The sequence below is a fragment of the Vibrio sp. D173a genome (assembly GCF_030248475.1).
This window is the reverse complement of sequence record NZ_JAHGAH010000025.1, coordinates 1-5,772: the sequence shown is the minus strand read 5'-3', so window position 1 is coordinate 5,772 and position 5,772 is coordinate 1. Positions and strand designations below refer to the sequence as shown.

Below are 5,772 nucleotides of genomic sequence, written 5' to 3'. Positions count from 1 at the left end.
CCATCAGAGCGTCACAGTGGTAAAGATAGCGAGATTTTAAGACGTCGTTCTGATGTGTTGTCGGTAGCAAGAGAGCGACACCCAGAGCGTTGGTCAGGCAAAATTAGGAACTGTGAACCCGTTGGTGAGGTTCATCTAAATCCAGAAAGAAAAGCCGCTTAATAACTAAGCGAATGATGACAACTACCTTGAAAAACGCCGTTTTTGTCTACAAAATTGCTTTCAAACTAAAAAAACAGCCAAACAAATGGCTGTTTTTTACATCACACCGCAAAGTTTTATTTTTCAACAATGCCTGTTTTCACTGTAAACTCTCTCACTTCCTTTGGTTGCAATTGAATCAACGTACCGTTTTTCTCAGCGGCTAAGTAACCTTCTGGTCGACAAGTTGCAGGCAGGACATAGGCTCCGACTTTTTGGTCTCCGTTGTACAAGATCCAACGCGTCGCATAGTTGAACTCTGTCGTATCAAATCGAGTAATTAACGTCTTGCCATTCGGTATTGTCATTTCAAACTCAGCATTGTCAGTATGCTGAGACAAGTCATCCATAAAATAGACGATTTCAGGATCATACATATCTGGTGCAGAAAGCTGTTGAATGGGTGCTGATTGCGCTTTGAGTATGTCGTTAAAATCGAGCCATTGTTGTGTTGGCTTAACATGGCCGGGAATCGATTTACGCAACTTAACCGCACTATCCGGAATGTTTTGCGTCATCTTCGCCTCTGGGAAGTATGCCGTATTCATGTGACACATATACTGTAGTGGCATTGGGACTGAAGCTAAGTTTTGCACTTTCATTTTAATCTCAAACATAGACGCCCCCTTCTCAATAGAAACTGACGGAGTCGCTAAGTAGTGGTCTCCAAAACCCATTACATACTCATATTCACCCTTTAGAGTAATTTGATATTCATCGACTTCTAACCATGCTTTATCCATATTAGCACACGGCATTTCACCGTGCAGTGGGTGGTCATCTTCAGGACTTGGACAGCCATTTCTAATCATGCCAGAATGGAAAGCGAAACATCCGTATGTAGCTACAATCTCATTGTTTGGTTTCGGCTCCGAAAACATGTTCTCCATACAAATGTCTTCACCTAGAAGTTTCGCATCCCAAATCATTTGCCCCATGTAAGGCAGAATTGTTAAATAACCTTTCGCATTTTCGATTTTTAACCCTTCGACCCCAGAGTTATATTTGAACGCTGATACTTTAAAATCCTCAGATTGAATTAAAATTGTTTCTTGCTGATTAAACTGTGCTTTGTTTAGTTGAATGATATACATAAATTTTCTCCGAAACAGAAAAGCCACTTATAAAGTGGCTTTTTGCTACATTAATTTATTTGTTCTGCTAATTGAGTCTGTTTTTCGCTTTGGTTCTTATTTTTCATTTCACCTAAGAAATAATAACCAACGTATCCAAAGCAAATAAAGTTGACCAAAAACGAAAGCTGCATGCCAATAGCGTCAGCCACCAAACCTTGAATAGCAGGTACCACTGCTGCGCCTACGATCGCCATAACAATGACAGCTCCCGCTGTTTCCGTGTATTCATTATCTACCGTATCTAATGTACCAGCGTAGATAGTTGCCCAACAAGGACCGAACAAAACACTCACACCAACAGCTACGTATACCGCGCTAAAATCGTGAACTAGAGATACATAAGCAAGAAACGCCATACCAATCACAGAATAAGCAATGAGTACTTTCTCAGCAGAGAATTTTGTCATCAGGATGTTGGCAATAAATTTACCTATAAAGAAACACACGAATGAGTACACCATATAGTTTGATGCTGCGCGTTCGTTGATATCAGCCATTTCTAATGCTAAACGTATCGTGAACGACCACACCGCGACCTGCATACCTACATATAAGAACTGTGCGATGATGCCTTTTTTGAAGCGATTATTAGTCGATAAATACTTAAGCGTTTTACCAATAGAAGGGGCTTTTTTACCACTTTGTTGAGCCACTTTACATTTCGGGTATTGAGTGAACATAAACAACGCTAACACACCGATAAGAATGAAAATGATGTACTTATAAGGCTTCAGCGTATGTTCTAGCATCTCTAGACGGAACGCATGAATCTGATCTGGAGACATCGCCGCCATTTGTGATTCTAAGCTCGCACCGTCTTGGAAAATAAGGTACTTACCAAGCAAGATACCCGCAATAGCGCCTATTGGATAGAAAGTTTGGCTGATGTTCAAGCGCAGTGTTGCATGGGATTTTGGCCCCAACATTGAAGAATATGTATTCGCCGCTGTCTCCAGAAAAGACAAACCCACAGCAATAGCGAAAATCGCTGCTAGGAACATAGTATAAGTTGCCATATGAGAAGCAGGGAAAAATGCCGCGCAGCCAAAGATATAAAGCGACAAACCAATCATAATAGCCACTTTATACGACGACTTTTTAATGACTAAAGAAGCAGGGATCGCAATTAAAAAATAACCGCCATAAAAAGCACTTTGTACTAAGGCACTTGCAAAGTTAGATAATTCAAAAACAGATTTAAATTGAGTAATTAGAATATCGTTTAATGCAGCCGCACACCCCCATAAAGGAAAAAGGCAAGATAATAGTGTAAATTGAAATACTGGTGTTTTATCCAAATAGCCATCAGAGCCTTGGATGGTATTATTTTTTATCATTGTAGGGTACCTTAAAGAACAAGTTATCTGTAGCTCATTAGAAATAATGAGCCAGTTTTAATTGTTAGTTCAGACCGTTAGTATTATTTGGAGTGCTTTGTTTCAAACTCTTCGAATTGTTCAATGCTCGGATAAGAGAACTGTGTTCCTTTTTCCGTCACACTGAATGCAGCAAAGAGTGAAGCTTTTTCTAAGGACTTCTGTACATCACCAGTTTGCATGAAGTAGTGAGAGAAGCAGCCAATGAATGCATCACCCGCACCACTGGTATCCACTGCGTTTACTTTGGTTGGCTCAATGAATACGTCTTTACCATCTTTGCTTAACCAAAGTGCACCTTTCGAACCCATGGTAACGATGATGTTGTTCAAACCTTTATTTAGAAGAATGGTGGCGGCTTCTTTAATCTGTTCAACCGTTTCAACAGGCTTGTTCACTAGAATTTCTAGTTCAGTTTCGTTAGGCACAAAGAAGTCACAACGACAAGCATATTCAATATCAAGCTCAGGTACAGCAGGCGCAGGATTTAGCAATACTGGAATACTATGCTTATTACCAAATTCGATGGCGGCATAGACAGTTTCTAGTGGTACTTCTAGCTGAAGCACAATCAAACTGCACTCCACCAAGGTACTTTCCGCTTTATCAATGTCAGCTGGTTTTAAAAACTCATTCGCTCCTTTAATGATCAAAATAGAGTTCTGAGATGTGGAACTAACAAATATTGGCGCCACACCGCTTGAAGTCTGAGGTACTTTGCTCACATATTGAGTATTGATGCCGTAAGATTGAAAGTTTCGAATTGTATTGTCGGCAAACATGTCGTCACCCACTTTACTTACCATTACAACATCTGCTCCCATTTTCGCGGCGGCTACGGCTTGGTTAGCACCTTTACCACCACATCCCATTTTGAATGATGGAGCTTCTAATGTTTCACCTTCTTTTGGCATACGGTCTGTGTATGAAATGAGATCGACCATATTTGAGCCGATAACTGCAATTGTTTTCATTTTTAACTTCTCTTGCTAATGTTATAAAACTAACATTAATCGATCTTGATGAGTATTTACTGAGATTAGGATCACTTAAATGATGTTAATGCCGATTAAACAATGAAAAAACCAGCACTAAATCACATTTATAGGTTACCTTAATAACATTACAACTTTAAAATGTCATTAAGGTAACATACACTCCAATCCAAGATTAACGCATAGGGTAACAACATGAATCACTATATTGACCACACACTATTATTGGCTAACGCCACAACTAACCAAATCAACACACTCTGTGATGAAGCCCACGAACACCAGTTCTTCTCTGTTTGTATCAATCCTGATTTTGTTGAGCATTGCGCCGAACGCCTAAATACATCAAATGTTAAGATCTGCACAGTTATCGGTTTTCCTTTAGGGGCAAACACCACTGCTGTTAAAGTTTTTGAAACTCAAAATGCAATCTCGTTAGGCGCTGATGAAATTGACATGGTAGTGAACATCAGCGATGTCTTAGACGGTGAGTGGGATGCTATTGAAAGAGAGATTGCCGCTATAAAAGAGGCATGTGGTCCGAAATTGCTCAAAGTCATCTTCGAAACCTGCCTACTCACCAACGAACAAATTGTTGAACTGTGTAACATTAGCAAGCGTGCTGGTGCTGATTTTGTGAAAACATCAACAGGTTTCTCAACAGGTGGTGCAACTGTTGAGCATATTAAGTTAATGCGTGATACTGTTGGCAAACAAATGGGAGTAAAGGCATCTGGCGGCGTTCGCACCAAAGAAACAGCACAAGCAATGATTGACGCTGGGGCGTCTCGAGTTGGCGCTAGTGCGAGTGTGAGCATTGTCACGGGTGAAGCTCCAACGACGAATGGTTACTAAGAATAAGAAGCCTTCGGCTGTAAAAGGCCGAAAATGGAGAAACATGGTTACAAAGCAGTTAGAAAGACTTCGACGAATTGAAGCATGCCTAAAACACAGCGACAAAATTCATTTGAAAGAAATCGCCCGCCTTTTAGAAGTGTCAGAAATGACAGTTCGTCGTGATTTAAGCTCCAATGCTGCTCATTCTTTTCCTCTTGAATACTACGGCGGATATATCCGTCGTGGTGATCCAATCGTTCATGATGAAGTTACAGAAGATCTTGAACAGATGTCTTCGAAAGTATCTTCTCAGGCGACTCCACTTCAGAAAGCGCGCAATACAACAGTTTTCCCTCCAGTCAAAGTGAACAACTATATCTCGGCTATCGTTTCTGACTTTATAGAGATGAATGATGTAGTGTATTTCGACAACGGAGTACTTAACGCTGACATTATTGTTTCAATACCCGATCATGTGAAATTTACGGGTGTTACTGCTTCTATGAATGTCTTTTTGGCATTAAAGAATAAACCTAACTGTAAGTCTATCTTGCAAGGCGGCGATTATAACGCTGTACATGATATCTTCGTCTCCACCTCTAATGATGTGCTAACACCTATGATATTTCAGAAAGTGTTTATTTCGTCCGCAGGTGTTCACGATAGGTTTGGCGTGACAGCTTCGGATATGTTGGTAGCAAACATTGCGAATCTGGTTATGGAAAGGAGCATGAAAAAGTATCTGATAGTAGAAAAGAAAACTATCAATCAAACCGCCACATACAAAATCGGTAACTTGCTAAATTTCCACTATTTGATCTCTGATGATGCCTTACCTCATAAGCTCGAAGCGGCTTGTAATGAAGCACGACTGCAGGTTCTAACCCCACCGGTTGATTAAATTGGTGATAAATAGTGGAGGCGGTTTTGTTCCGAAGCGACCTTGCAAACATAGAAACTCACTATTTTTGCATAAATATTACTATCGTTACATGAGCTGTATTTGGGCAAATTTCAGTAGTTCGTGGCCGCGAATATTTTAGCCGTAAATGATAATGGGGGCACTTCAGAGTTACGAAGTGCCAACAGTGAAGGTTCTGGACAACTATCATTTTCGTAAAACTATAAATTATAGAATCATGAATAACTACAATTACAAGTTGAAGCGGCTGTAGCATCATTGCCCGACAAAACCTTTAATATCTCGACAATAGGCAGATTTCGCTC

At 40.3% G+C, this 5,772-nt stretch carries 5 protein-coding genes; 2 read left to right on the top strand and 3 right to left on the bottom strand.

The features are described from left to right. Positions 1-278 precede the first annotated feature (278 nt). The 3 genes from KIV40_RS03845 to rbsK all read right to left on the bottom strand — a co-directional run bounded on the left by KIV40_RS03845 (position 279) and on the right by rbsK (position 3,687). Positions 279-1,295, bottom strand: coding sequence for an aldose 1-epimerase family protein (locus tag KIV40_RS03845; protein ID WP_285347986.1), 1,017 nt, complete (start codon positions 1,293-1,295; stop codon positions 279-281). A 50-nt stretch (positions 1,296-1,345) separates the two neighbouring features. Next, positions 1,346-2,674, bottom strand: a complete 1,329-nt coding sequence (gene fucP, locus KIV40_RS03840; protein ID WP_285347985.1) for an L-fucose:H+ symporter permease — start codon at positions 2,672-2,674, stop codon at positions 1,346-1,348. Positions 2,675-2,757: 83 nt separating this feature from the next. Continuing rightward, on the bottom strand, positions 2,758-3,687 hold the full coding sequence (gene rbsK / locus KIV40_RS03835) for a ribokinase (RefSeq protein ID WP_266522971.1): 930 nt from the start codon (positions 3,685-3,687) through the stop codon (positions 2,758-2,760). Between the two features lie 216 nt (positions 3,688-3,903). On the opposite strand from rbsK, the gene deoC reads away from it, so the two are divergent. Together deoC and KIV40_RS03825 are read left to right on the top strand one after the other, a co-directional pair. Continuing rightward, entirely contained in the window at positions 3,904-4,563 is a 660-nt protein-coding gene (gene deoC / locus KIV40_RS03830) for a deoxyribose-phosphate aldolase (protein ID WP_266522974.1), read from the top strand. Between the two features lie 43 nt (positions 4,564-4,606). Further along, a complete protein-coding gene (locus KIV40_RS03825) occupies positions 4,607-5,446 on the top strand; it encodes a DeoR family transcriptional regulator (RefSeq protein WP_285347984.1) in 840 nt (279 codons plus the stop codon). Positions 5,447-5,772 lie beyond the last annotated feature (326 nt).

Coding starts and splice junctions, on each gene's coding strand:
- KIV40_RS03845 (WP_285347986.1), bottom strand. CDS start 1,295: ATGTATATCATTCAACTAAACAAAGCACAGTTTAATCAGCAAGAAACA.
- fucP (WP_285347985.1), bottom strand. CDS start 2,674: ATGATAAAAAATAATACCATCCAAGGCTCTGATGGCTATTTGGATAAA.
- deoC (WP_266522974.1), top strand. CDS start 3,904: ATGAATCACTATATTGACCACACACTATTATTGGCTAACGCCACAACT.
- KIV40_RS03825 (WP_285347984.1), top strand. CDS start 4,607: ATGGTTACAAAGCAGTTAGAAAGACTTCGACGAATTGAAGCATGCCTA.
- rbsK (WP_266522971.1), bottom strand. CDS start 3,687: ATGAAAACAATTGCAGTTATCGGCTCAAATATGGTCGATCTCATTTCA.